The sequence below is a fragment of the Accumulibacter sp. genome, assembly GCF_023806565.1.
Taxonomy (GTDB): domain Bacteria; phylum Pseudomonadota; class Gammaproteobacteria; order Burkholderiales; family Rhodocyclaceae; genus Accumulibacter.
In genome coordinates, this window is the sequence record NZ_JAMTDV010000071.1 from 1 (window position 1) to 23,161 (window position 23,161).

Below are 23,161 nucleotides of genomic sequence, written 5' to 3' on the forward strand. Positions count from 1 at the left end.
ACACCAGATGGAAATACGGCACCGGCAACAGCTCCTGGCGCCGTTTCGCCAGCCACTGCTCCTTGGCCCGGGTCTGGCACTGGGGGCAGTGGCGGTTGCGGCACGAGTGATACACGTGGCGGGTCACCCCGCAGCAGTCACAGGGTCTCGACGTGGCCACCGAGGACGGCGGTTCGACAGGCTTGAATCGCCCGCCAGACCTTGGCCCTGGCCGACGACAGGACGTGCTGGGCGAGGTACGCTGGCCCGTGCCGGCGGAAGACCTCGGCCAGGGTCACGGGTGCGAACTCAACCGAGCGGGGCGAGCAGCTCCAGGGGCGAGGTGTTGCCGGTCAGCGTCGAGCGGGCGAGATGGAGGTAGCGCGAGGTGGTCGACAGATGGCCATGGCCGAGGAGTCGGCCGATGCTGTAGAGATCGACACCGGCTTCGAGCAGGTGCGTGGCGAAGGCGTGGCGCAGACCGTGGATGCCGCCTTCGGGCGCGATGCCGGCGGCGTTGCGCGCCGCGTAGTAGATCCGTTGCGCGGTCTGGATCTCGATCGGACCTGTGCCGGTCCGGTTCGGGAACAGCCATCGCTGCGGTCGGGTGTCGCGCCAGTACGTGCGCAGTGCGGCGAGCAGACGCGGCGAGAGCAGCGTGTACCGATCCTTGCCGCCTTTGCCGTGGCACACTTTGAGGCACATGCGATCGGCAGCGCTCTCGATGTCGCCTACCTGCAGGGCGCAGACTTCGGACACCCGCAAGCCGGCGGCGTAGGTGGTCATCAGCAGCGTGCGTGCGCGCAGGGTTCGCGCCGAGTCGATCAGCCGCGCGACTTCTTCACGCGAGAGGATCTGCGGCAGACGTTTGGGCACCTTGGCCATCGGGAGGTCGAAACCGGCTTCCGGCCGACCCAGCACCCGCCGATAGAGGAAGCGAAACGCGCACGCGGCTTGATGGACGCTCGCGTAGGCGAGCTTCCGGTCGCGGATCAGATGCAGCAGATAGGCCTGGACTTCCTCGACGCGCAGCTCTGCCGGCGATCGATGGTAGAACATCGCCAGTTCCGTCACCGCGCCGAGATAGGCTTCTTGCGTCCGGGCCGCCATTCCCCGCAGGCACATGGCGTTGCTCATGCGTTCACGTAACTCACTCATGACTCTCTCCTCGATGGCTGCGGGGACGTCCCCCGCAACGTGGAGGATCGAGGATTTGGGTGTGAGTCGGAAAAGTTCCGGAACGAGGCGTCGAGGCTCTCGACCTCTCGACCGCGAGAGCGAAAACCGGAAGCGAATGAGGGAGGATAGGGAGGCGCCGGGGTGCCTACTCCAGTGCGGAGCGCTTTAGTTCAACTTTGTTTTAGGGCGACTGCCCTGCGGTATAACATTGTTACAGCTGCATAACATCGAACATCGACCTGCGACGTAACGTGCTTGCTGCTTGGATAGCCATCGCATATACCGTACAAAAGAACCGGCGTAACAGGTCATGAAATCCAGCGCTGCACCGCTATCCGCGCTGCGTTCGGACAAGGTTCTCGACCAACTGCGTGAGCGCATACGCTACGTGCATTCCAGTTTACGAGCCGAACATGCTTATGTCCACTGGCTTCGTGCCTTCATCCGTTTCCATGGTGTACGTCACCCGGCAACCTTGGGCGGCAACGAAGTGCCGGGTTGGGCGTGTGCTTCTTGAAACACTGCAACCGGAACCGAGCGGTCGACAGCAACAGACTTCCGAAGAGCCTTGATGCGTTCGATTTCGTGCAGTGTCTGAGCCGAGAAGTAGGACTCTCCGCAGTGAGGACACGACCACATGGGGATGTTCTCTATCACCAGAAGCGAAGAACCTCGACCGGAACTGCGAGTCACCCTCCGCAGTTGCACGCCTGGATCGCCGCATGAGGCACAGAGCATTTCAGACAAGGTGGACTGTGATGATGAAGAGATTGCCGAGCGGGCCGAACTTGACGACTGCCTCGGCCTGGAGTCCGCCGACTGTGGCGCCGCGGACCACGAACTTGCGCTCGTCCGTCTTGCGATCGTGCTGGCGTTCGACGATTTCGCTTGTGAGAAGGGTAATTTCGAGATCGAGGATCGTAAGGTTGTCATCGTCAAGTTCCTCTGCAGCGTGGATGGACACAACGTAGTTCAGCGAACGAACGCAGTTGCGGATTCGGACGATAGTCGATTGAGCCACTTATTAGTTGCAGCGGTCCGGCAGTGTCAGCGCCCAACGATTAGGATAGATCGTGGCGGTGCCCAATCCACCTTGCCAATTCGCCGAAGTATTCGGTTGGTGTCCGGCGCGGCGAAAGCGAACGGGCCGGCGTTGGCTGCTTCTGTTACGATTCGCGCTGCTCCCGACGAACCGTCCATGACCGCCTTGCTCTCCGAAGTCTTTTCCGCCGATGGTCCGCTGGCGGCGGCCGTTCCCGGTTATCGCGCGCGTGCCCAGCAGGTCGAACTGGCCGAGCACATTGCGGCGGCAATGGCTGCCAATCGGGTGCTGATCGTCGAGGCCGGCACCGGGACAGGCAAGACCTACGCCTATCTGGTGCCCGCCCTGCTGGCGGGTGGCAAGGTGATCGTTTCGACGGGCACGCGCAATCTGCAGGACCAGCTCTTTTTGCGCGACATCCCGACCGTTCGCAAGGCACTGAGGTCGCCGGTCAAGGTCGCGCTGCTCAAGGGACGGGCCAATTACCTGTGCCACTACCACCTCGAACGTGCGCTGGCGGACGGTCGCTTCCTGTCGCGTGATGATGCCGCGTACGCGCGGCGCATCGCGCGCTTCGCGAGAAAGACGCGCAGCGGCGACCGAGCGGAATGCACCGACGTTCCCGAGAACGCGACGGTGTGGGCGATGGTCACCTCCACCCGCGACAACTGCCTGGGACAGGACTGCCCCCACCACAAGGAATGTTTCGTCCTCGCCGCTCGCCGCGAGGCATTGGCGGCTGACCTGGTGGTGGTCAATCATCACCTGTTCTTCGCCGATGTCATGCTGCGCGACGAAGGTACGGCAGAACTCCTGCCGGCCTGCAACGCAGTGATCTTCGACGAAGCACATCAGTTGCCCGAAATCGCCAGCCTGTTTTTCGGCGAGAGCGTGTCGACCGCACAGATCCTCGAACTGGGGCGAGACAGCCAGGTCGAAGGTCTCGCGGCGGCGCGTGACTGCCTGGATTTGCCCAGGCGCTGTGCGGCGCTCGAAAAGGCAGCGCGCGAATTGCGTCTGGCACTGCCCCTCGAACCGGCTCGCTACGCGCTGCCGCAACTCGAGGCGCGCGCAGCTTTCCCGGCTCGCCTGCATGACTTGCTCGCTGCCCTCGCGGAACTCGCGGCCGTGCTCGAAACGCAGGCGCAGCGCGCCGAGGGCATCGAGAACTGCTGGCGGCGGGCGAGCGAACTGCTCGCGCGCCTGCAAGCCTGGCAGACGGGAGCCGATGCCGATTCCGTACGCTGGGCAGAGACCCATAGCCAGTCGCTGCAACTCAACGTGACACCCCTGGCGATCTCCGAGGTCATGCAGAAGCAGATGAGCGGGCATCCACGGGCGTGGATCTTCACTTCGGCGACGCTCGCGGTGCAGAACGATTTCACGCACTACCGTGCCGAGATGGGATTGACCGACGCCGCTTCCGCGCGCTGGGAGAGCCCGTTCGACTACCAGCGGCAAGCCTTGCTCTATGCGCCGCGCGACCTGCCCGATCCAAACAGTCCGGGCTATCCGGAGGCAGTCGTGCAGGCCGCATGGCCGGTGCTCAAGGCGAGCGGTGGTCGGGCATTCTTTCTCTGCACTTCGCTGCGCGCGATGCGCCGGACGCACGAGTTGCTCGCGCAGCGGCTGGAACACGAGCGGCTCGAGCTGCCTTTGCTGCTGCAGGGCGAACGCAGCAAGAACGATCTGCTCGAACGCTTCCGTCATTTCGGCAACGCCATCCTGATCGGCAGCCAGAGTTTCTGGGAGGGCGTCGATGTTCGCGGGGAAGCGCTTTCGCTGGTGGTCATCGACAAGCTGCCGTTTGCGCCGCCGGACGATCCGGTGCTCTCGGCACGCATCGAGAGGCTGCGCAGCCAGGGTCACAATGCCTTCCTCGAATACCAGTTGCCGCGCGCGGTGATCAACGTCAAGCAGGGTGCCGGTCGCCTGATTCGCGACGAAGCCGACCGGGGGGTGCTGATGATCTGCGATCCACGCCTGTTGAGCAAGCCGTACGGCAAGCGAATCTGGCGCAGCCTGCCGCCGATGAAACGGACGCGCGAACTTGCCGAAGCGCTGGCTTTCTTTGCCAGCCCGCCAGCGCCCTGAAGCGGATGAACAGGGCTCTCCCGTCGTCTCTTGCCGAGGCCTTGCCGGACGACTGCCGGGCGGCGGCGGAGGCGCTCAATCGCGGCTGCGCGTGCCTCTCGGTCGATCACCGGTCGCTGCAGCAAGCCCTCGAAACCGGCGCAGGCAGCCTGTCGCGCGGCGAAGCGTTGGCGCCGCGTCCGCACCTGTTCTCCGACAGCATGGTCTTCGTCAGCCATGCACATCTCGCGCGCATGGCGCGAACGATCGCGGTGGTCGAACGGATCGTCGCACAGCCTGCCTATCGACAGCGCGTGCTCGCCCACGCGCCGCCACTGGCGCGTCATTCGCCGGGAGCGGCCGGCGTCTTCCTGGGCTACGATTTCCATCTCGGTCCCGACGGCCCGCAGCTGATCGAAATCAATTCGAATGCCGGCGGGGCGCTGCTCAACGCCCGTCTCTTGCGTGCGCAGCAGGCGTGCTGCGCGTCGGTGGCGAAAATGATGCCGGCGCCGGCAGCACTGGAGGAGGATTTCGTGGCGATGTTCCGCGAGGAGTGGCGCCTGGCTCGCGGCGGCGTTTCGGCGCGGCCGCTGGCGCGCATCGCCATCGTCGATGAGCGCCCCGCAGAGCAGTATCTCGCCGCCGAGTTCGAACTGTTCCGTCGTCTGTTCGAGGCGCATGGGTTCGCCGCGACGGTTGCCGAACCGGGCGAACTCGCTTTCGACGGCGACTGCCTGCGTTGCCGCGGCGAGGTCGTCGATCTGCTTTACAATCGCCTGACCGACTTTGCCCTCGAGCAGCCGCAGCACGCGGTACTGCGCGATGCCTATCTGGCCGACGCCGTGGTGCTCACGCCGCATCCGCAGGTGCATGCCCTGTTTGCCGACAAGCGCAATCTGGTGGCCCTGCGCGATGACGACTGGCTGCAAGCGATCGGAGTGGGTGGCGAAGATCGGCAACTCCTGTCGGAAAGCATTCCGCGTACCGAGGAAGTGCATCCGGAGAATGCCGACTTCTATTGGCGCAGTCGCCGGCAGTGGTTCTTCAAGCCGACGGCAGGGTACGGCAGCAGGGCGGCCTACCGCGGCGACAAGCTGACGCGGCGTGTTTTCGCCGAGGTCGCGCGGGGTGCGTATGTGGCGCAGGCGGTGGTCGCCCCGTCGCAGCGGCGCCTGCTGGTAGATGGGGTCGAGCAGGATTTCAAGATCGACCTGCGCAACTACGTCTATCGTGGTACGGTGCAACTGGTTGCGGCCCGCCTCTACCGCGGTCAGACAACCAATTTCCGTACGCCTGGCGGCGGATTTGCTGCGGTTTTTCCGGTTCCGTGTCGAGGCCCGGAGGGAGCTTGCGGATGAGATTGTTTGGTATTGCCGGCCGCTCCGGCTCGGGCAAGACGACGCTGCTGGAGAAGCTGCTGCCGCGCCTGACCGGGCGCGGGCTGCGCGTGTCCGTGCTCAAGCATACGCATCACGATTTCGATATCGACCGGCCGGGCAAGGATTCCTTCCGCCACCGCGAGGCCGGCGCCAGCGAGGTGCTGCTCGCCGGCGGTGCGCGCTGGGTACTGATGAACGAACTGCGCGGTTGCCCGGAACCGACGCTGGCGGAGTATGTCGCGCATTTTTCACCGTGCGACCTGGTCCTCGTCGAGGGCTTCAAGCAGGAAGCGATCGCCAAGCTCGAAGTATATCGGCTGGCCAATGGTACGCCGCCGCTGTGGCCGGAAAATCCGCATATCGTCGCGGTCGCCGCCGACGTGTCGCTGGCGCTGCCGGCGCATCTCGTCCACCTGGACCTGAACGATGTCGACGCGATCGCCGGTTTCATCCTCGATACCGTCCACCTTGGGGGGGAGAAGCATGCTGTCCTTCGATGAGGCGCTGACGCGCCTGCTGGATCGCGCACAGACAGTCGGCGAGGTGCGCTGGCTGCCGTTGCGTGCCGCGGCCGGGCGGGTACTGGCACAGCCACAACTGGCCACGGTCGACGCACCGCCACTCGACAACTCGGCAATGGACGGCTATGCCGTTGCCATCGCCGACGTGGCCTGCCTGCCGACGCGTCTGCCCGTGGCGCAACGCATTGCTGCCGGAAGCATCGGCAGCAGGCTGCAACGGGGAACTGCTGCCCGCATCTTCACCGGCGCGCCGATTCCTGCCGGCGCCGACGCGGTGGTCATGCAGGAACTCTGCGGGCACGCCGGCGACGCGGTGCTGATCCGGCATCTGCCGCAAATCGGAGAACACGTTCGCCGTGCGGGCAGCGACATCGCCGCCGGCAGCGAGATCCTCCCTGCCGGTCAGCGCCTGCGAGCGCAGGACATTGCCCTCGCGGCATCGGTCGGCATTGCGCAGTTGCCCGTTTTTCGCCGTTTGCGAGTCGCGCTCCTGTCCACCGGCGACGAATTGCGGATGCCTGGCGAACCGCTGCCGCCGGGAGCGATCTACAACGCCAACCGCTTCCTGCTCAGTGCCCTGCTCGAGGGTCTCGGTTGCGTCGTGCGCGACCTCGGCCAGGTGCCCGACGATCTGCCGGCTACCCGGCAGGCCTTGCACGCGGCGGCGATCGACAACGACCTGGTGCTTTCCTCGGGCGGTGTTTCGGTCGGCGAGGAGGATCACGTCAAGGCTGCCGTCGAACTGGCGGGCCGTCTCGAAATGTGGAAGATCGCCGTCAAGCCCGGCAAACCGCTGGCCTTCGGCGAGATCCTCCTGGCCGGCAGGCAGGTGCCGTTCATCGGCCTGCCCGGTAATCCCGTATCCAGCTTCGTGACTTTCCTGATGCTGGTGCGACCGTTTCTCCTCAAGCTGCAGGGGGTGCGCCGGACCGCGCCGGCAAGCCTTCCTCTGCGTGCCGAATTCGACTGGTTGCAACCCGACGCGCGGCGCGAGTTTCTGCGCGCCCGCAGTACGGCCGACGGCGGTGTGGACATCTTTCCCAACCAGGGTGCCGGTGTCCTGAGCTCGGCGGTGTGGGGTGACGGTCTGATCGACAATCCGCCGCAGCAGGTCATCCGGCGAGGTGATCTGCTGCGCTTCCTGCCGTTTTCGGCCTTGCTGACGTGATGGGGTGACGATGCTGAAGATCTTGTACTTTGCCAGCCTGCGGGAAAGGATCGGGCAGGCTGGCGAGGAACTGGAACTGCCCGCCGGGGTCGCGGACGTTGCCGGGTTGATCGCCTTTCTGGCCGGTCGTGGTGGTGCATGGGAAAGTCTGGCAACGGCCAGGAATCTTCGCTACGCGGTCAATCAGCAGGTAGTGACGCGCGCTGCGCCGGTCCGGCCCGGTGACGAAGTCGCCTTCTTCCCGCCGGTGACCGGGGGCTGAACGGATGGTGCGCATCCAGGAAGCCGATTTCGATGTCGGTGTCGAACTCGCAGCGCTGCGCCGGGAGAATCCTCGGGTCGGCGCGGTGGCGTCGTTCGTCGGCATCGTCCGCGACGCAAACGAGGGCAGCGACGTTTCCGAGCTGACACTCGAGCACTATCCGGGAATGACCGAGACAGCGCTCGCGGCGATCGTCGACGAAGCAAGGGAGCGGTGGGCGATCATCGACGCGCTGGTGATCCACCGCGTCGGCCGTCTGCTGCCGACCGACCAGATCGTACTCGTCGCGGTCAGCAGCGCCCATCGCGGCGAAGCCTTTGCCGCCTGCGAGTTCATCATGGACTACCTGAAAACGCAGGCGCCGTTCTGGAAACGAGAAGTGACCGCAGAGGGCGCGCGCTGGGTGGACGCGCGCGCCGCCGATGACCAGGCCGCCGAACGCTGGCGGCGGCCCGATCGCTGAGTCCTGCGAACGCGGCTGCCGCGTTTTCAGGGCCTGGCGTGGTGTTGCGCCGCCGGAATCGGTTTGGCGCCTTCTTCCGCTTCGACCAGAACCGCCTCCGGCTCCTCGGCCTGCTCTTCGGTTTCCCCGGAGAAGGTCCGGTTCATCTTGTCGTCGTCGAGTTGCCGACACCACCTGCCGACGACCACGGTGGCAACGCCGTTGCCGATCAGATTGGTCAGCGCGCGCGCTTCCGACATGAAGCGGTCGATACCGAGGATCAGCGCCAATCCGGCGACAGGCACATTGCCGACGGCCGAGAGGGTCGCCGCAAGAACGATGAAGCCGCTGCCGGTGACGCCGGCGGCGCCTTTGGAAGTGAGCAGGAGAACTCCGATCAGCGTCAGTTGATGGCCAAGATCGAGCGGCGTGTTGGTGGCCTGCGCAATGAACACCGCAGCCATCGTGAGATAGATCGAGGTGCCGTCGAGATTGAACGAGTAGCCGGTCGGAATCACCAGGCCGGCGACCGACTTGTGCACGCCGAGGTTCTCCATTTTTGCCATCATCCGCGGCAGCACCGATTCGGACGACGAAGTGCCCAGCACGATCAGCAGTTCTTCCTTGATGTACTTGATGAACTTCCAGATGTTGAAGCCATGCAGCTTGGCGATGAGGCCGAGGACGAGAAAAATGAACAGCAGGCAGGTGGCGTAGAAGCAGGCCATCAACTTGCCCAGCGAGAGCAGCGTGCCGAGACCGTACTTGCCGATGGTGAAGGCCATTGCGCCGAACGCGCCGATCGGCGCGACGCGCATGATGTAACCGACGATCTGAAAGAAGACGTGCGAAATCCTGTCGATGAAGTCGAATACGGGCTTGCCTGCCGCGCCCATCGCATGCAGAGCGAAGCCGAAGAAGACGGCGAAGAGCAGGACCTGCAGAATGTCACCCTTGGCAAAGGCGTCGACCACCGTGCTGGGAATGACGTTGAGCAGGAACTCCGTGGTGCTCTGCATCTTGCCGGGGCCGGTGTACGCGACCAGCGATTTGGTATCGAGCGTTGCCGGGTCGACGTTCATTCCCGTTCCGGGTGCGACCAGGTTCACGATCACCAGGCCGATGACCAGCGCAATACTGCTGACCATTTCGAAATAGAGCAGCGCCAGCCCCCCGGTCTTGCCGACAGCCTTCATGTTTTCCATGCCGGCGATGCCGACCACCACGGTGCAGAAAATGATCGGCGCGATGATCATCTTGATCAGCTTGATGAAACCGTCGCCGAGCGGTTTCATCTGGGCGCCGAGCTCGGGGTAGAAGTGCCCGAGCAGGATGCCGATGATGATCGCCGTCACCACCTGAAAATACAGGCTGTGATAGATTTTCCTGGGCTCGGCCGCGGCCGGTTGCTGCATTTCGTGCGCCATGGTGTACTCCTCCTGTGGATGCCCCTGTTCTGATGGTCTGGGGCTGGTTCCTGACAACGTGGTTAACGGGGAAATCCGGTCGCGTCAATCACCGCGCGCGCTCTGCACCCCGAACAGTTGCTCGAGGTGCGGACTCATCGGGAGATTGAGCCGGCCGCCGTGCGGCAGCCGCTTCATGAACCATTTGTCATAGATCGCGACGATCGCGCGACTCGCGAAGAGCCGGTTGGCGAAGGCGCGTTCGACGACCTCGGCGAACTCCGGATCGTCCCTGCGAAACATCAGCGCGTAGTCGGCATAGGTAAGGAAATCGCCGATGACCCGATACTTGGCGCCGGTCCCGGTTTCGGCGAGCATGCCGTAGAGCTGGACGTCGTCGTTGGCGAAGGCGTCGGCCTTGCCGCTGGCCAGCATGGCGAAGGATTCGTTGTGGTCGCCGCCGGTGAGGACAGTGATGCCGAGTTTGCGGCGTTCGACGATTGCCGGCAGCACGTCGGCGTGATAGGTGCCGCGCGTGAGCACCACCGTCTTGCCCTGCAGGTCGCGCAAGGACTGGGCACGACTGCCAGCGGGAACCATTAGCTTGATCCCGGTGACGAAGATCGTCGGCGAGAAGGCGACGCGCTTGCGCCGTTCGAAGTTGTTCGTGGTCGAGCCGCACTCGAGATCGATTGCTCCCGAGGTGACCATGTCGAGGCGGTTCTCGGGGGTCACCGGCACGTACTCGACGCGTATGTCCATTTCGAGTTCGGCGGAAATTTCGTCGACGACGGCGTCGCACAGGTCGAGCGAATAACCGACCGGCTTGCCCTTGCCATCGAGGAAGGCGAACGGTGGCGAGTTCTGGCGATAGCCCAGGCGGATCACGCCGCTGTCCTTGATCTGCTTCAGAGTGCCCGTGTACTTGACCGGGATCACGCGCTTGCCCTCCTGCGCGGCCGCACCGAGTGCCAAGGACAGCAGCAGCGCACAGAAGAGGGTTGCTCGAACTAGGGTTCCCCGCATGCCAGATTCTCCCCAACAAGAAGAACAGTCACAAGCCGGACGGCGTACCAGCGACCGTCCGCCGATTCGGAAAGTCAAGCTTGTCATTTCCCGCGGCGACTGTATCACGTATTCGCAGCGTGGCGAATCCTCCCGACCGGCGCGCAGGCTCGCGCCCGCGTGCAGAATCGCCTGCTGCCGCGCCAGGCGAACCACATTTCCTCGCGGTTGCCGGTGGCGCTGGGGGCGCGCCCATCCGCCGACTTCTTGAATTGGTCGCCCGCGTCCCCATTTGCAGAGCATCAATGAATTTCTGCCGAGGAGTGCAGCACATGCGTCTGGACAAACTGACGACCAAGTTTCAACAGGCCCTGGCCGATGCGCAAAGCCTTGCCGTTGGCCATGACAACCAGATCATCGAGCCGCAACATCTGCTGCTGGCGCTGTTGCAGCAGGATGACGGGGCGAGCTCATCGCTGCTGGCGCGCGCCGGGGTCAACGTGCTGGCGCTGAAGACGGCACTGGCGCAGGCGATAAACCGCTTGCCCAAGGTGCAGGGGCACGGTGGCGAGGTGCAGGTCGGGCGCGATCTGACCAATCTGCTGAATCTTACCGACAAGGAAGCGCAAAAGCGGGGCGACCAGTTCATCGCTTCGGAGATGTTCCTGCTCGCCCTGTGCGACGACAAGGGCGAGTGCGGCCGGCTGGCGAAACAACATGGTCTGGTCCGGCAGTCGCTGGAACAGGCGGTCGCTTCGGTGCGCGGCGGTCAGGCCGTAGACAGCCAGGAAGCCGAGGGTCAGCGACAGTCCCTGAGCAAGTACTGCATCGATCTTACCGAACGCGCCCGCCTCGGCAAGCTCGATCCGGTGATCGGTCGCGATGACGAAATTCGACGGGCGGTGCAGATTCTGCAGCGGCGCACCAAGAACAATCCGGTGCTGATCGGCGAGCCGGGAGTCGGCAAGACGGCGATCGTCGAGGGGCTGGCGCAGCGCATCGTCAATGGCGAAGTGCCGGAAACGCTCAAGAACAAGAAAGTGCTGAGTCTCGACATGGCGGCGCTGCTCGCGGGCGCCAAGTACCGCGGCGAATTCGAGGAGCGCCTGAAAGCGGTACTCAAGGAGATCGCGCAGGAGGAAGGGCGGATCATCGTCTTCATCGACGAACTGCACACGATGGTCGGCGCCGGCAAGGCGGAGGGTGCGATCGACGCCGGCAACATGCTGAAGCCGGCGCTGGCGCGCGGCGAACTGCACTGCGTCGGGGCGACGACTCTCGACGAGTATCGCAGGTACATCGAAAAGGATGCCGCGCTCGAACGCCGCTTCCAGAAGGTTCTGATCGAGGAGCCCAGCGTCGAGTCGACGATCGCCATCCTGCGCGGGTTGCGCGAGAAATACGAGTTGCATCACGGCGTCGATATCACCGATCCGGCACTGGTTGCCGCTGCCGAGCTCTCGCATCGCTACATCACCGACCGCTTCCTGCCCGACAAGGCGATCGATCTGATCGACGAGGCCGCGGCTCGCATCAAGATGGAGATCGACTCGAAACCCGAGGCGATGGACAAGCTCGACCGGCGCATGATCCAGCTCAAGATCGAGCGCGAAGCGGTGCGCAAGGAACGCGACGAAGCATCGAAGAAGCGCATGCATCTGATCGAGGAGGAATTGCTCAAGCTCGAACGCGAATACAACGATCTCGACGAAATCTGGAAGAGCGAAAAGGCGCAGGTGCAGGGCAGCGCGCACATCAAGGAGGAGATCGACAGGCTGAAGCTCGATCTGGCGCAGCTGCAGCGCGAGAACAGGTGGGACAAGGTCGCCGAAATCCAGTACGGCAAGCTGCCGCAACTGGAAGCGCAGCTTACGGTTGCCGAGAAATCGGGTGATGGCGGCCTGCACAACAGGCTGCTGCGTACCGAAGTCGCCAGCGAGGAAATCGCCGAAGTGGTGTCCCGGGCGACCGGCATCCCGGTGTCGAAAATGATGCAGGGCGAACGCGAGAAGCTGCTGCTGATGGAAGATCGGCTGCACCAGCGCGTCGTTGGTCAGGACGAGGCGGTACGTCTGGTCGCCAACGCGATCCGCCGTTCGCGCGCCGGCCTGGCCGACCCCAATCGGCCCTACGGTTCGTTTCTGTTTCTCGGCCCGACGGGAGTCGGCAAGACCGAGTTGTGCAAGGCGCTGGCCGGTTTTCTCTTCGACTCCGAGGAACACCTGATCCGCGTCGACATGAGCGAATTCATGGAGAAGCACTCGGTTTCCCGATTGATCGGCGCGCCCCCGGGTTACGTCGGCTACGAGGAAGGTGGTTATCTGACCGAAGCCGTGCGCCGCAAGCCGTATTCGGTGATCCTTCTCGACGAGGTCGAGAAGGCGCACCAGGATGTGTTCAACGTGCTGCTGCAGGTGCTCGACGACGGCCGCATGACCGACGGACACGGGCGCACAGTGGATTTCAAGAACACCGTCGTGGTGATGACTTCGAATCTAGGCAGCCAGATGATCCAGCAGATGGCCGGCGACGACTACCAGTTGATCAAGCTGGCGGTGATGGGCGAAGTGAAGACTTATTTCCGGCCGGAGTTCATCAACCGGATCGACGAGGTGGTGGTCTTCCACGCGCTCGACGAGCAGCATATCAAGTCGATCGCCAGGATTCAGCTCGCCTACCTCGAAAAGCGGCTGGCGCAGCTCGAAATGAAGCTGGAAGTCGCCGATGCTGCGCTGTCGGCGGTCGCGGCGACCGGCTTCGATCCGGTCTATGGCGCGCGCCCCTTGAAGCGCGCGATTCAGTCGCAAATCGAGGATCCCTTGGCCAAAGCCATTCTCGAAGGGCGGTTCGTGGCCGGTGATACGATCCGCGTGCTCTGGGAAAATGGCATCGTGCGTTTCGACAAGGGTTCCGCTACCTGAGGGCCAACGATGAACATCGTGTACAACAGCCGGCTCTACGCGATCCTCGCCTATCCGGTGCAACAGGGATTCGAACTGGTCGACAAGGCTGCCAGCCGCAGCCTTTTCGTACAGGGATCGATCGCTCGCGATCTGCGCCGGGCGATCGACGAGATTCCCGATGCAGAGCGCAGCGAAGAGACGATCGACGCGCTGCTCGACGAATACTGCGCCGGTGCCGCACGCCCGATCGTCCTGCACTGATGCAGGCTGGTCAGCAGGCGTATAATCGCTTCTGGCCGGCGGGCGGCGAACAGGCAATAATTATCCGGGAGTAGGCGAGATGGCGTTGTACGAATCCGATCACACCAAGTTCATGCGCGAAATGATGGCCGAGCACCCCGAGTGGGCCGAAGATCAGCGCCGCGGCCGGGCGATCTGGTGGGACAGGAAAGTCGATCTGAACGAGCAGAAGGCGCGCCGGGAAGCCGCCGAAGCGCATCGCGCGTATCCCTACGACGTGAATTTCGAACAGCCGTAAGGCAACAACCGCGATCTTTCACGCAGGGTTCGCGGACTGCTGCCGCGACCACCGATGCTGGCGGGGCCGAAGACTTCGGCTTCGCTGGTCTGGACGCGTCGCCTTTCTCCCCGGCCCCTGAACCGTCTGCCTAATTGTTCAACGGCTTGATCACGCGCTTGACTGCCGGATCCTCGGGGTGCGGGTGAATCGTGAAGCCGAGCTTGGTCATCAGGTTGAACATCTTGGTGTTCATCGACAGCACGTCGCCGACCACGGTGCGGTAGCCCTTGGCGCGCGCGCAGTCGATCAGGGCGCTCATCAGCTTGCGCCCGACGCCGTGCTTCTGCCAGTCGTCGGCGACGGCCAGCGCAAACTCCACCGATTCGCCGTCCGGGTTGGTCACGTAGCGCGCGACTCCGATCTGGGTTTCCTTGCCCTCGTCGTCGGGCAGCGTCGCCACCAGCGCCATCTCGCGGTCGTAGTCGATCTGCGTGAAGCGCACGAGCATCGTCTGCGTCAGTTCGCGGATGGTATCCATGAAACGGTAGTACTTGCTTTCGTCCGACATGCCGATGACGAACTGCCGTTCGCGCTCGGCGTCTTCCGGGCGGATCGGCCGGATGGTGACGGTGCGTCCGTCGGGAAGCTCCCATTCCTGGATCAGGTGTACCGGATAGGGGTGGATCGCCATGTGCGCATAGCGGTCGCCTGACGGCGCCGCGTAGTCGATGACGATGCGCGCATCGGCCGCGATGCCGCCGTTTTCGTCCACGATCAGCGGGTTGAGATCCAGTTCCTGCAGCCAGGGCAGTTCACAGATCATCTGCGACACGTGCAGCAGCACGTCCTCGAGCGCTTCGAGGTTGACCGCCGGCATGTTGCGAAATTCGCCGAGCAGTTTCGAGGCGCGGGTCGACGCGATCAGGTCGCGCGCCAGGAAGCGGTTGAGTGGCGGCAGTGCGACCGCGCGGTCGCTGAACACTTCGACCTCGGTACCGCCGGCGCCGAAAGTGATGATCGGCCCGAAGATCCGGTCACGCGCGACACCGATCATCAGTTCTCGGCCGTTCGGGCGTGCCAGGTACGGTTCGATCGAGACCCCGTTGATGCGTGCCGTCGGGTGCCTCTTGCGAACCGTTTCGAGGATGTCGTGGTAGGCGTTGCGCGCCGCCGGCGCATTGGTGATGTTCAGCCGCACGCCGCCGACCTCGCTCTTGTGGACGATGTCGGGCGAGTCGATCTTCATGGCGATCGGGAAACCGATCTGTTCGGCGAGCAGCAGCGACTCGGTGGGCGTGTGCGCGACCATCGTCTGCGCGACCGGGATGCGGAAGGCGCGCAGGATCGCTTTCGATTCCATTTCGGAGAGCACCTTGCGCCGCTCGTGCAGGACTGCTTCGACCAACATCCTGGCGCCTTCGGTTTCCGGTCGCGAATGTTTCGACAAGGGGGCCGGCGTCTGCAGCAGCAGTTTCTGGTTCCAGTAGTAGGTGGAAATGTGGTAGTACAGTTCGATGGCAGTTTCGGGCATGCGGAACGAGGGGATGCCGGCATCCTCGAGCACGCTGCGCGCTTCATGAACGTGCTCCTCACCCATCCAGCAGGTCAGAATCGGCTTGGCGGTCAGCAGATCGACTTCGATCACCGCTTTGGCGACTTCCATCGGCTGCGTCATCGCCTGCGGCGAGAGCATCACGAGAATGCCGTCTACGGCTTCATCCTCGGCGACCGCGAGGATGGCGTCATGATACCGCTTGGGTGTGGCGTCTCCTTCGATGTCCACCGGGTTGCGCTGCGACCAGGTGGATGGCAGTTTCGCATTGAGCGTCTGGATGGTGCTCGCCGACAGTTCGGCGAGCGGAATTTCCAGATCCCCCGCACGGTCGGCCGCCATCGCGCCCGGTCCGCCGCCGTTGGTGATGATCGCCAGACGCTTTCCCTGCGGACGGAATTTCGAGGCGAGCGCCTTGGCGGCATAGAACAATTGGCCGATGTTCTTGACGCGAACGACGCCAGCGCGGCGCACCGCGGCCTCGAAGACGATGTCGGAGCCGCCGGGCATTCCCGAGTGCGTTTCGACGGCCGCCAGACCGCTGGCGTGGCGACCGGCCTTCAGCAGGACGATCGGCTTGATGCGGGCCGCGGAACGCAGCGCGCTCATGAAGCGGCGGGCGTCACGAATGGCTTCGACGTAGAGCAGGATGTAGTGCGTGAGATTGTCGTAGATCAGGTAATCGAGAATTTCGCCGAAGTCGACGTCGGCGGTGCCGCCCAGCGAGATGACGCTGGAAAAGCCGACGCGGTTGGTCGTCGCCCAGTCGAGCACCGCCGAGCAGATGGCACCGGATTGCGAAACCAGGGCGAGATTGCCGGCGTCGGCATGGACGCTGGCGAAGGTCGCGTTGAGTCCGAGATTCGGCCGGATGATTCCCAGGCAATTGGGACCCAGCAGGCGGACACCGTAGCTGCGTGCGATCTCCATCATCTTGCGCTCGAGCGCGGCGCCCGAGTGACCGGCTTCGGCAAAGCCCGAAGTGATCACGATGGCGTTCTTGACCCCGCTGCGACCGCACTGTTCGATGATCGTCGGCACCGTCTGCGGCCGGGTGACGACGATCGCGAGTTCGACGCGGGCACTGATTTCCTCGATCGACTTGTACGCCGGCACTCCCTGGATCGCCTCGTGTCCCGGATTGATCGGGTAGAGACGCCCCTTGTAGCCCGCGTCGAGAATGTTCCTGAACAGTACATTGCCGACCGAATTCTCCTCGTCGGAAGCGCCGATGACGGCGACGGACTTGGGTTCGAACAGCGTCGTGAGGTAATGATGTTCTAGCATGATGAGATTGACCTCTGGTTTGCGAGGCGCAGAGCAGGTTTTTGTTGCACCGCATCATTCTACTACAGGCAACCGATCAAGTCTCTAGGCGGCAGGCTCTAATTGCGACGAACTGAGACTTCTGGCACGGGTGGAAAGTTCGTGCCCATGCCGCAAGGCGCTGCCAATCGATCGACCCCGGGCCAGTGCCGCCATTGTGACACGACCGGTTCATCGGCAAGCGCGCCATGCTTGCCGGAACGGATCGTCTGCTGGCAAAGTCGCAGTCTTGCAGATGACCCGGTGTATCGTGTTGCGTGTCGCGCAGGCACTCACTCGCGTAATACCTCGGCATGATAGGGGAAGGAAGCTCCACCATGATGGTTTCTTTTGCCGCCCCGTCACCATCGGCGTGGGTGGCGCGTTTCGCGTGCCTCATTCCGGAGCATGGCGAGGTGCTTGATCTGGCTTGCGGCAGCGGCCGGCACAGCCGCCTGCTGGCCAGCCTCGGCCATCGCGTCGAAGCGGTCGATCGCGACCCGCAGGCGCTGGCACGGCTCGCCGACGTCGAACGGGTGACGGGCCGCCAGGCCGACCTGGAAAGCGGCGCCTGGCCCTACGCTGGCCGTTCGTTTGCCGGAATCGTCGTGACCAACTACCTCTTCCGCCCGCGCCTTGACGACTTGCTGGACTCGCTGGCCGATCCGGGCTTGCTGATCTACGAAACCTTCATGATTGGCAACGAGCGTTTCGGCAAGCCGTCCAATCCCGACTTCCTGCTGCGCTCGCAGGAACTGCTCGCCCGCGTGCAGCGGCGCGGCTGGCGGGTGCTGGCGTTCGAGGAGGGTGCGCTGGCGCTTCCCCGGCCGGCAATGGTGCAGCGCCTGTGCGCGGCGCGCGGCGACGCCGATTGCCGGCTATTTGCTGCAGATCCGGCGTGCCAGAGCCTCGATGCCGGCGGGCGTCAGGTCGTCGGTGGCGAAGGTTAGTGGTGTGGCGAAGCCGGCGTAGTTTTTCTGTTGCGAACGCTGGTACAGCGGGTCGTAGTGCAGGGTCAGCAGTTCGCCGACCAGTTCGCGCCAGCGCCCTTCGCCGATCTGCTCGCGCCAGCGGAGCACGGTTTCGTTGCTCTGCAATTGCCGCAGCGCTTGCAGGCGGGCGATCAGCCAATCGGGCGCGGTCAGGAAGTAGGCGTAATCGCGCAGCAGGAAATCGACACGGGCGGCGAGGGAGGCCTCGATGTTCACGCACTCGCCGGCACGCATCCCCTCGATCAGCGCGGTGGGGAGTTGCAGCGATCCGATCTTGCGGCTTTCCGCCTCGACATGCACCAGGCGGGCCGGGTCGAGGCCCTGCAGCGCGGCAAGCAGGCGAGACTCGAAGCTCTTCTGCGAAGGCTGCGGGCAGTCGGGCAGCGCGCCCAGTACCGAGCCCTTGTGACAGGCGAGTTCCTCGAGATCGAGCACCTGTTCGCCGAGCCGGCCGATGGCCTGCAGAACGCGGCTCTTGCCGCTGCCGGTCGCACCACAGAGCACCTTGAGCCGCAGTTTGCCGGGCAGTTCCGACAATTGCTCGATGACCAGCCGGCGATACGTCTTGTAGCCGCCTTCGAGCTGCTGCGCGTCCCAGCCGATGCGCCGCAGGACGTGCGTCAGCGAACCACTGCGCTGGCCGCCGCGCCAGCAGACGACGAGTGGTTGCCAGTTTTTCGGGCGGTCGAAAAAGCGCTCGCGCAGATGGCGAGCAATGTTCTCAGCGACGTGGGCGGCGCCGACCTTGCGGGCGGCGAAGGGGGAGACCTGCTTGTAGAGGGTGCCGACCTCGATCCGTTGCCGATTGTCGAGCACCGGGCAGTTGACCGAACCCGGGATATGGTCCTCGGCAAATTCGGCGGGCGAGCGCACGTCGATGATTTCGTCGAACGAAGCCAGTTCGTCGAGTCGCCCGATGGTGGCGATGTCATGTTTCATGCGCAGGATGCACCTTGCCGACGGCTATTGTAGCAGCGGCGCCAGCCCGCGCCAGACGTTGTTGAGCAGCAGGGGCTGCGCGGCCGCGGTCGGATGCAGATTGTCGGCCTGGAACAGTTGGGGTTCGGTCGCCACGCCTTCGAGGAGGAAGTCCACGAGTGCGGTCTTGCGGACTCGCGCCACTTCGCCGAAGGCCTTGTGGAACTGCAGCGCGTAGCTGCCGTAGTTGGGCGGAACCCGCTGTCCGACCAGCAGCACGCGCGCGTTCGCCTTCTGGGCACTGGCGACGATCTCGGTCAGATTGTCGCGTAGTTGCGCGATCGGCAGACCGCGCAGACCGTCGTTGGCGCCTAGGGCGACGATCACCACCCGTGGCGAATGGGTCGCCAGCGCCGCGTCGATCCGGCTGCGGCCGCCACTGCTGGTTTCCCCCGAGATGCTGGCATTGACGACGTTATAATCGAGCCCCTTCTCCTGCAAGCGTCTGGCCAGCAAGGCCGGCCAGGCGGCGTCCTGCCGGATGCCGTAGCCTGCCGACAGCGAATCGCCGAAGACGAGAATGGTTTGTGCGGCCTGTGCCAGCGGGGCGAGCAGCAGCAGGCTGGCGAGCAGCATACGGCGGCAGTTCGGAAAGCGGATCATGGGGCAAGAGCAATCGACGGTCATTGAGGTCAGGGATCTCGCCAAGTGGGTGGATAGCGGTGGCGAGCCGTTGACCATTCTGCACGACATTTCGTTCGCAGTGGTCGCTGGCGAAACGGTGGCGATCGTCGGCGCTTCCGGTTCCGGCAAGTCCACCCTGCTCGGTCTGCTGGCCGGGCTGGATCTGCCGAGCAGTGGTTCGGTGCGGCTCGCCGGCGAGGATCTCGGTGGCCTCGACGAGGACGCGCGCGCCGTCCTGCGTGGCCGCCTCCTGGGATTCGTCTTCCAGACTTTCCAGTTGCTGCCGTCGCTGAACGCAATCGAGAACGTGATGCTGCCGCTCGAACTCGCGGGCGCCGCCAACGCACGCGCCGAGGCCGGCTACTGGCTGCAGCGGGTGGGCCTGGCGCATCGCCTGCGGCACTACCCGAAACACCTGTCAGGCGGCGAGCAACAGCGGGTCGCCCTGGCGCGCGCCTTCGCGCCGAGACCCCGACTGGTCCTTGCCGACGAGCCTACCGGCAATCTCGACGCGGTAACCGGCCATCAGGTGATCGAACTGATGTTCGAGCTCAACGCCGAACGGGGCACCACGCTGCTGCTCGTTACCCACGACGAGGAAATCGCGGCGCGCTGTTCGCGCCGGCTGCGGATGCACGCGGGCTCGCTGCAGGAGATGCGCTGAGCACGATTTCGCGCGCGGCGGCGACGCCGCTGCGCACCGCCGCCTCGAGCGTTGCCGGGTAGTCGGCGCAGACGTAATCACCCGCCAGCCAGCAACCCGCCAGCGCCGTGCGCGCTGCTGGCCGGCGCAGATGCGGGCGGCAACGGAAGGTCGCGCGCCGCTCGCGGATGACCCGCTGCCAGAGCGGCGCCGGCAGCGTTGTGCCGAGCGCGACGGCGAGTTCCTTCTGCAGGGTCGCGACCAGAGCCTCGTTGTCGAGCGCTTCCCAAAGGCCATGGCCACTGAGCACGAACGCCAGCACCCCGGCGGTGCCGCACAGGAGGCCGCGATCGAACACCCACTGACCGATCTGTCCGTGCCCGCCGACGGCAAGACCGAGCATCGGCAAGGGCAGACGAAGCTCTGGCGGATAGCCGCAGTAGGCGGTGGCGATCGGCTCGAATCGGTACTCGGCCAGCGTCTGCGCGATGGCCAGCGTTTCCTCGCGCGGAGCGAGCAAGGCCGCCGCATGCTGCGGGGCGACGGCGACGACGACGAAGTCGAAGCGCTCGCCGTCGACGCTGGGTCCTTGGCCGATGGCCTGCACGCGGCTGCGCAGACGGATGTCGCCGCCGTGGAAACGCAGGAAGTCGGCGGCCTTCGCCGGAAAGACGCGATCGAGGTCGGCAGTCGGCAGCAGCAGGTCGGCCGCCGCGCGGCCGCTGCCCAGGCTGTCGCGCAGCGTATTCACGAAAATCTGCGCCGACGCCTGCTGCGGGCGAGTGTTGAGCGCCGCCAGGCAGAGCGGTTCCCACAGGTAGCGGCAGAGGCTTGCCGGCTGACGATGGCGGGAGAGAAGCGAAGACACCGTGCAGTCGTCACCGATCCGGTAGCCGGCGCGTTGCAGATCGCGCAGGAAGCGAACGGCGGCGAACTTCTCGCCGAGGCTCGGGCCGCGTGCCGCCAGCAGGCCGGCGAGCAGGTGCCAGGGTGCGGGCAGGCGCGGCAGGCGCAGGTGGAAGAGGGGGGTCTGCCCGGCCGGATAGCAGAGCTCGAGCGGCAGACGTCGGAGCAGCCGCTCCGGGTCGGCGCCGACGGCGCGCATCAGGCGCAACGTTTCCCGATAGGCGCCGAGCAGGATGTGCTGTCCGTTGTCGAGCCGTTGCCCCGGCAATTCGACGCTGCGGGCGCGTCCGCCGAGTTGCCTGGCGGCTTCGAAGAGAGTGACGCTGAATCCTGCCCTTGCCAGTTCGACGGCTGCGGCAAGACCTGCCCAGCCTCCGCCGACGACTGCTGCCCTCACCCGCGCGCCCAGGTCCGCCAGGCGATCCACAGCTTGCGGATCGGTGTCAGCGAGGTGCGCTGGCTGAGCACCTGACAGCCGTCGCGCCGGATTTCCTCGAGCAGGGTGCGGTAGATCGCCGCCATCACCAGTCCCGGGCGTTGTGCCTTGCGGTCGACCGCCGGCAGCGCACCAATGGCCTGCGTGTAGTAGCTCTCGGCGCGTTCGATCTGAAACTCCATCAGGCGCCGGAAGTCGTGCGAGTGGCGGGCGTTGAGGATGTCCGCGGCGGTCACCCCGAAGCGCTGCAGGTCCTCGATCGGCAGATAGATGCGGCCCCGGCGCGCGTCCTCGCCGACGTCGCGAATGATGTTCGTGAGCTGGAAAGCGATGCCGAGGTCGTGCGCGTACTTCTGCGTCCGGCGGTCCTGATAGCCAAAAATCTGCGCGGCCAGCAGGCCGACGACGCCGGCGACGCGATAGCAATAGAGCGAGAGCGCCTTGAAATCGAGGTAGCGGGTCTGTCGCAGATCCATCTCCATGCCGTCGACGATTTCCGCCAGTTGCTCTTCGGGCAAATGGAATTCATTGCTGGCTGCCTGCAGCGCCTGCGTGACCGGATGCTGTGGCCTGCCGTCCGCCAGGCTGGCCAGTTCCTGCCGCCACCAGACCAGTTTGGCGGCCGCGATCTGGGGGTCCTGGCATTCGTCGACGACGTCGTCCACTTCTCGGCAGAATGCGTAGAGCGCCGTGATCGCGCGCCGCCGGTCGGGCGGCAGGAAAAGGAAGCTGTAGTAGAAGCTCGATCCGCTGTGGGCGGCTTTCTGCTGACAATACTCGTCGGGGGTCATGCGCGATCTCGGGGGTGTCCACGGGGCAGGGCTGCATTCTCCCACGACTTACATGCGGAAGGCGCGGCCGGCGGCACGCATCCAGTCTCCCGCGCCAAGCACGGGACGATGCCGGAAGACGTCGCCCCGGGCAAGTCGAATCTGTTCGAGTATGCGCAGCCCGCTCTGCACCGTAAGCCGGATCTCCCAGCCGATGCGGCCGGGAAGCTGATGCACCAGCGCCGCGCCCTGGTTCATCAGGCGCTCGGTGCGCTCGACCTGGAAGTCGAGCAAGGCCTGCCACTCGGCGCTCCAGCGGCCGGCAGCGATCTGCGTCTCACTGATGGCGAAGTTCGCGAGGTCGGCCTGTGGCAGATACACGCGGCCCTTCTGCCAGTCGATGGCAATGTCCTGCCAGAAATTGGTCAGTTGCAGAGCGGTGCAGATGCAGTCTGAGCGGCGCAGATTGGTCTCGCTGGCGCGCGCGAAGAGGTGCAGCAGCAGGCGGCCGACCGGATTGGCCGAACGGCGGCAGTAATCGAGCAGCTCCGGGTAGTCGGCGTAGCGCTTCTTGACGACATCCTGCGCAAAGGCGTCGAGCAGGTCGCCCAGTAGTTGCACGGGCAGGCGCCATTCGCGCACGACCGTCGCCAGTTCCGCGAAAGCGGGGGCTGCAGGCTCGCCGCTTGCCATGCGAGCGAGTTCGCCGCGGTAGGCAGCCAGATGCTGCAGGCGCTCTGCGTCACTGGCTTCGCCTTCGTCGGCGATGTCGTCGGCGGCACGGGCGAAACGATAGATCGCCTCGATCGGCCGCCGCAGCCGGCGGGGCAGCAGCAACGAGGCAACCGGGAAGTTCTCGTAGTGGTCGACGGACATGTTGCGGAACGGACTGGTCGGTGCGGCCCGGAAGCGCGAACGCAGGCGGGAAGGGCTGACAGTATAGGGCGTCGCGGTTAGAATTCCGCCCTGGATGACGCGCTGGCGTGCCGCCCAGGTGGCGAAATTGGTAGACGCAGCAGGTTTAGGTCCTGCCGCCGCAAGGCGTGGGGGTTCGATTCCCTTCCTGGGCACCA

General features: G+C 64.7%; 22 protein-coding genes, 1 tRNA gene and 2 pseudogenes. 13 read left to right on the plus strand and 12 right to left on the minus strand.

Annotated features, from left to right (window positions below; translation table 11 throughout):
- A pseudogene (locus tag NFV80_RS08605) lies at window positions 1–278 on the minus strand (transposase zinc-binding domain-containing protein); the annotation flags it as partial.
- A gap of 10 nt (window positions 279–288) precedes the next feature.
- Window positions 289–1,137, minus strand: coding sequence for a site-specific integrase (locus NFV80_RS08610; RefSeq protein ID WP_296758397.1), 849 nt, complete (start codon window positions 1,135–1,137; stop codon window positions 289–291).
- Between the two features lie 331 nt (window positions 1,138–1,468).
- Between NFV80_RS08610 and NFV80_RS08615 the strand changes: the two are divergent.
- A pseudogene (locus NFV80_RS08615) lies at window positions 1,469–1,651 on the plus strand (phage integrase N-terminal SAM-like domain-containing protein); the annotation flags it as partial.
- Here the strand turns inward: NFV80_RS08615 and NFV80_RS08620 are convergent.
- On the minus strand, window positions 1,621–1,896 hold the full coding sequence (locus tag NFV80_RS08620; protein WP_295328520.1) for a type II toxin-antitoxin system MqsA family antitoxin: 276 nt from the start codon (window positions 1,894–1,896) through the stop codon (window positions 1,621–1,623). The pseudogene NFV80_RS08615 and the gene NFV80_RS08620 sit on opposite strands and share 31 nt — an antisense overlap.
- A 1-nt stretch (window position 1,897) precedes the next feature.
- Window positions 1,898–2,179, minus strand: coding sequence for a DUF4258 domain-containing protein (locus NFV80_RS08625; RefSeq protein WP_295328483.1), 282 nt, complete (start codon window positions 2,177–2,179; stop codon window positions 1,898–1,900).
- Between the two features lie 177 nt (window positions 2,180–2,356).
- On the opposite strand from NFV80_RS08625, the gene NFV80_RS08630 reads away from it, so the two are divergent.
- From NFV80_RS08630 to moaE, 6 genes are read left to right on the plus strand one after another with little or no spacing between them, the layout of a single operon-like run.
- On the plus strand, window positions 2,357–4,294 hold the full coding sequence (locus tag NFV80_RS08630; protein WP_295328485.1) for an ATP-dependent DNA helicase: 1,938 nt from the start codon (window positions 2,357–2,359) through the stop codon (window positions 4,292–4,294).
- Between the two features lie 5 nt (window positions 4,295–4,299).
- Window positions 4,300–5,634: a hypothetical protein gene (locus NFV80_RS08635; RefSeq protein ID WP_295328487.1), complete on the plus strand. Its 1,335-nt coding sequence runs from the start codon at window positions 4,300–4,302 to the stop codon at window positions 5,632–5,634.
- On the plus strand, window positions 5,631–6,155 hold the full coding sequence (gene mobB, locus NFV80_RS08640; protein WP_295328489.1) for a molybdopterin-guanine dinucleotide biosynthesis protein B: 525 nt from the start codon (window positions 5,631–5,633) through the stop codon (window positions 6,153–6,155). Before NFV80_RS08635 ends, mobB begins: the two co-directional genes overlap by 4 nt.
- A complete protein-coding gene (gene glp, locus NFV80_RS08645; protein ID WP_295328491.1) occupies window positions 6,139–7,344 on the plus strand; it encodes a gephyrin-like molybdotransferase Glp in 1,206 nt (401 codons plus the stop codon). The genes mobB and glp overlap by 17 nt, the downstream gene beginning before the upstream one ends.
- Before the next feature lie 10 nt (window positions 7,345–7,354).
- Complete coding sequence (gene moaD / locus NFV80_RS08650; protein WP_295328493.1) at window positions 7,355–7,606, plus strand: molybdopterin converting factor subunit 1; 252 nt, start codon at window positions 7,355–7,357, stop codon at window positions 7,604–7,606.
- Window positions 7,607–7,610: 4 nt separating this feature from the next.
- A complete protein-coding gene (moaE, locus tag NFV80_RS08655; RefSeq protein WP_295328495.1) occupies window positions 7,611–8,069 on the plus strand; it encodes a molybdopterin synthase catalytic subunit MoaE in 459 nt (152 codons plus the stop codon).
- A gap of 26 nt (window positions 8,070–8,095) precedes the next feature.
- Here the strand turns inward: moaE and NFV80_RS08660 are convergent, their stop codons facing one another.
- Together NFV80_RS08660 and NFV80_RS08665 are read right to left on the minus strand one after the other, a co-directional pair.
- Window positions 8,096–9,475, minus strand: a complete 1,380-nt coding sequence (locus tag NFV80_RS08660; protein WP_295328497.1) for a dicarboxylate/amino acid:cation symporter — start codon at window positions 9,473–9,475, stop codon at window positions 8,096–8,098.
- An 84-nt stretch (window positions 9,476–9,559) separates the two neighbouring features.
- Window positions 9,560–10,480: an amino acid ABC transporter substrate-binding protein gene (locus NFV80_RS08665; protein WP_295328499.1), complete on the minus strand. Its 921-nt coding sequence runs from the start codon at window positions 10,478–10,480 to the stop codon at window positions 9,560–9,562.
- Window positions 10,481–10,791: 311 nt separating this feature from the next.
- Here NFV80_RS08665 and clpB point away from each other — a divergent pair, with 311 nt between their 5' ends.
- The 3 genes from clpB (at window position 10,792) to NFV80_RS08680 (ending at window position 13,900) form a co-directional block, all read left to right on the plus strand.
- Window positions 10,792–13,380 (plus strand): ATP-dependent chaperone ClpB, encoded by a 2,589-nt coding sequence (gene clpB, locus NFV80_RS08670; RefSeq protein ID WP_295328501.1) that lies wholly within the window; start codon window positions 10,792–10,794, stop codon window positions 13,378–13,380.
- 9 nt (window positions 13,381–13,389) lie between these two features.
- Window positions 13,390–13,623 (plus strand): DUF3567 family protein, encoded by a 234-nt coding sequence (locus tag NFV80_RS08675; protein ID WP_295328503.1) that lies wholly within the window; start codon window positions 13,390–13,392, stop codon window positions 13,621–13,623.
- A 79-nt stretch (window positions 13,624–13,702) separates the two neighbouring features.
- Window positions 13,703–13,900, plus strand: coding sequence for a DUF3460 family protein (locus NFV80_RS08680; protein WP_295328505.1), 198 nt, complete (start codon window positions 13,703–13,705; stop codon window positions 13,898–13,900).
- 130 nt (window positions 13,901–14,030) lie between these two features.
- Here NFV80_RS08680 and NFV80_RS08685 read toward each other — a convergent pair whose 3' ends face one another.
- Window positions 14,031–16,721: a bifunctional acetate--CoA ligase family protein/GNAT family N-acetyltransferase gene (locus tag NFV80_RS08685; RefSeq protein WP_295328507.1), complete on the minus strand. Its 2,691-nt coding sequence runs from the start codon at window positions 16,719–16,721 to the stop codon at window positions 14,031–14,033.
- 356 nt (window positions 16,722–17,077) lie between these two features.
- Between NFV80_RS08685 and NFV80_RS08690 the strand changes: the two genes are divergently transcribed.
- Window positions 17,078–17,689: a class I SAM-dependent methyltransferase gene (locus NFV80_RS08690; protein WP_366143424.1), complete on the plus strand. Its 612-nt coding sequence runs from the start codon at window positions 17,078–17,080 to the stop codon at window positions 17,687–17,689.
- Here the strand turns inward: NFV80_RS08690 and mnmH are convergent.
- Window positions 17,618–18,670, minus strand: coding sequence for a tRNA 2-selenouridine(34) synthase MnmH (gene mnmH, locus NFV80_RS08695; RefSeq protein ID WP_295328511.1), 1,053 nt, complete (start codon window positions 18,668–18,670; stop codon window positions 17,618–17,620). The genes NFV80_RS08690 and mnmH overlap by 72 nt on opposite strands.
- A gap of 24 nt (window positions 18,671–18,694) precedes the next feature.
- Window positions 18,695–19,312, minus strand: coding sequence for an arylesterase (locus NFV80_RS08700; RefSeq protein ID WP_295328513.1), 618 nt, complete (start codon window positions 19,310–19,312; stop codon window positions 18,695–18,697).
- Here NFV80_RS08700 and NFV80_RS08705 point away from each other — a divergent pair.
- On the plus strand, window positions 19,311–19,997 hold the full coding sequence (locus NFV80_RS08705; protein WP_295328515.1) for an ATP-binding cassette domain-containing protein: 687 nt from the start codon (window positions 19,311–19,313) through the stop codon (window positions 19,995–19,997). The genes NFV80_RS08700 and NFV80_RS08705 overlap by 2 nt on opposite strands.
- Here the strand turns inward: NFV80_RS08705 and hpnE are convergent.
- From hpnE to hpnC, 3 genes are read right to left on the minus strand one after another with little or no spacing between them, the layout of a single operon-like run.
- Window positions 19,918–21,279 carry a hydroxysqualene dehydroxylase HpnE gene (gene hpnE, locus NFV80_RS08710; protein ID WP_295328517.1) on the minus strand — a complete coding sequence of 454 codons (1,362 nt, stop codon included), beginning with the start codon at window positions 21,277–21,279 and terminating at the stop codon, window positions 19,918–19,920. The genes NFV80_RS08705 and hpnE overlap by 80 nt on opposite strands.
- Complete coding sequence (gene hpnD / locus NFV80_RS08715; protein ID WP_295328518.1) at window positions 21,276–22,109, minus strand: presqualene diphosphate synthase HpnD; 834 nt, start codon at window positions 22,107–22,109, stop codon at window positions 21,276–21,278. Before hpnD ends, hpnE begins: the two co-directional genes overlap by 4 nt.
- A 48-nt stretch (window positions 22,110–22,157) precedes the next feature.
- Window positions 22,158–22,964 (minus strand): squalene synthase HpnC, encoded by an 807-nt coding sequence (gene hpnC, locus NFV80_RS08720; RefSeq protein ID WP_296758405.1) that lies wholly within the window; start codon window positions 22,962–22,964, stop codon window positions 22,158–22,160.
- Between the two features lie 112 nt (window positions 22,965–23,076).
- On the opposite strand from hpnC, the gene NFV80_RS08725 reads away from it, so the two are divergent.
- Window positions 23,077–23,161: transfer RNA gene (locus NFV80_RS08725), tRNA-Leu, on the plus strand.

Excerpts from the sequence above, each read along its gene's own strand:
- glp (WP_295328491.1), top strand. The coding sequence starts at position 6,139 with ATGCTGTCCTTCGATGAGGCGCTGACGCGCCTGCTGGATCGCGCACAG.
- NFV80_RS08705 (WP_295328515.1), top strand. The coding sequence starts at position 19,311 with ATGGGGCAAGAGCAATCGACGGTCATTGAGGTCAGGGATCTCGCCAAG.
- moaD (WP_295328493.1), top strand. The coding sequence starts at position 7,355 with ATGCTGAAGATCTTGTACTTTGCCAGCCTGCGGGAAAGGATCGGGCAG.
- NFV80_RS08630 (WP_295328485.1), top strand. The coding sequence starts at position 2,357 with ATGACCGCCTTGCTCTCCGAAGTCTTTTCCGCCGATGGTCCGCTGGCG.
- hpnD (WP_295328518.1), bottom strand. The coding sequence starts at position 22,109 with ATGACCCCCGACGAGTATTGTCAGCAGAAAGCCGCCCACAGCGGATCG.
- NFV80_RS08660 (WP_295328497.1), bottom strand. The coding sequence starts at position 9,475 with ATGGCGCACGAAATGCAGCAACCGGCCGCGGCCGAGCCCAGGAAAATC.
- NFV80_RS08610 (WP_296758397.1), bottom strand. The coding sequence starts at position 1,137 with ATGAGTGAGTTACGTGAACGCATGAGCAACGCCATGTGCCTGCGGGGA.
- NFV80_RS08685 (WP_295328507.1), bottom strand. The coding sequence starts at position 16,721 with ATGCTAGAACATCATTACCTCACGACGCTGTTCGAACCCAAGTCCGTC.
- NFV80_RS08635 (WP_295328487.1), top strand. The coding sequence starts at position 4,300 with ATGAACAGGGCTCTCCCGTCGTCTCTTGCCGAGGCCTTGCCGGACGAC.
- NFV80_RS08620 (WP_295328520.1), bottom strand. The coding sequence starts at position 1,896 with ATGCTCTGTGCCTCATGCGGCGATCCAGGCGTGCAACTGCGGAGGGTG.
- moaE (WP_295328495.1), top strand. The coding sequence starts at position 7,611 with ATGGTGCGCATCCAGGAAGCCGATTTCGATGTCGGTGTCGAACTCGCA.
- clpB (WP_295328501.1), top strand. The coding sequence starts at position 10,792 with ATGCGTCTGGACAAACTGACGACCAAGTTTCAACAGGCCCTGGCCGAT.
- mnmH (WP_295328511.1), bottom strand. The coding sequence starts at position 18,670 with ATGAAACATGACATCGCCACCATCGGGCGACTCGACGAACTGGCTTCG.
- mobB (WP_295328489.1), top strand. The coding sequence starts at position 5,631 with ATGAGATTGTTTGGTATTGCCGGCCGCTCCGGCTCGGGCAAGACGACG.
- NFV80_RS08675 (WP_295328503.1), top strand. The coding sequence starts at position 13,390 with ATGAACATCGTGTACAACAGCCGGCTCTACGCGATCCTCGCCTATCCG.
- NFV80_RS08690 (WP_366143424.1), top strand. The coding sequence starts at position 17,078 with ATGATGGTTTCTTTTGCCGCCCCGTCACCATCGGCGTGGGTGGCGCGT.
- NFV80_RS08665 (WP_295328499.1), bottom strand. The coding sequence starts at position 10,480 with ATGCGGGGAACCCTAGTTCGAGCAACCCTCTTCTGTGCGCTGCTGCTG.
- hpnC (WP_296758405.1), bottom strand. The coding sequence starts at position 22,964 with ATGTCCGTCGACCACTACGAGAACTTCCCGGTTGCCTCGTTGCTGCTG.
- NFV80_RS08700 (WP_295328513.1), bottom strand. The coding sequence starts at position 19,312 with ATGATCCGCTTTCCGAACTGCCGCCGTATGCTGCTCGCCAGCCTGCTG.
- NFV80_RS08680 (WP_295328505.1), top strand. The coding sequence starts at position 13,703 with ATGGCGTTGTACGAATCCGATCACACCAAGTTCATGCGCGAAATGATG.